This window comes from Pseudomonas sp. MF08817, assembly GCF_059862705.1.
In genome coordinates this window covers 1-852 of the sequence record NZ_JCBCUY010000104.1, presented here as the reverse complement: position 1 = coordinate 852, position 852 = coordinate 1, and the positions used below count along the sequence as shown (strand labels likewise).

1 protein-coding gene is annotated in these 852 nt (G+C 56.5%); it reads right to left on the bottom strand.

The window, feature by feature from the left end; translation table 11 throughout:
- Nucleotides 1–823, bottom strand: an 823-nt coding sequence (locus AC19YR_RS24785; RefSeq protein WP_500600443.1) for an IS5 family transposase, incomplete at its 3' end; no start/stop codon positions are given.
- Nucleotides 824–852 lie beyond the last annotated feature (29 nt).

The window sequence follows — 852 nt, the reverse complement described above, 5'->3', positions numbered from 1 at the left end:
GTTCAACCTTGGCCCGCACCTGCGCTTTGGCGTATTCGATCTTGCGTCGCATACGCCCGATCAAACTCTTTTTTCCGTGCTTTCTATAGCTGCTGGGACGCGCGGCAATCGACCAAATCATCGTGCGGTTCTGATGCTCAGCACGCTTCTCCACACCGGTATAACCCGCATCGCCGCACACGTAAGTTTCCTCACCATGCAACAACTGATCGACCTGAGTCACGTCCGCCACATTCGCCGCCGTGCCCACCAGGCTGTGCACCAAGCCGGATTCGGCATCGACGCCGATGTGCGCTTTCATACCAAAAAAGTACTGATTTCCTTTTTTCGTCTGATGCATTTCCGGGTCGCGCTTGCCGTCCTTGTTCTTGGTCGAACTCGGGGCATGAATGATCGTCGCATCGACCACCGTGCCTTGGCGCAGCATCAAGCCACGGTCACCCAGATAGCCGTTGATGACCTGCAAGATCCCGCCCGCCAACTCATGTTTTTCCAGCAGGCGCCGGAAGTTGAGGATCGTGGTTTCATCGGGAATTCGATCCAGATGCAGCCCCGCGAACTGGCGCAGAATCGTCGTTTCATAGAGTGATTCTTCCATCGCCGGATCGCTGTAGCCGAACCAGTTCTGCATCAGATGAACCCGCAACATGGCCAGCAACGGATACGCCGGACGACCGCCTTCACCTTTCGGATAATGCGGCTCGATCAAGGCAATCAAGCCCTTCCAGGGCACGACCTGATCCATCTCGATCAGGAAGCGCTCACGGCGGGTCTGCTTACGTTTGCCGGCGTACTCAGCATCGGCGAAGGACATCTGTTTCATCGGGACTCAACCGTTCGATTCCTGTGAGG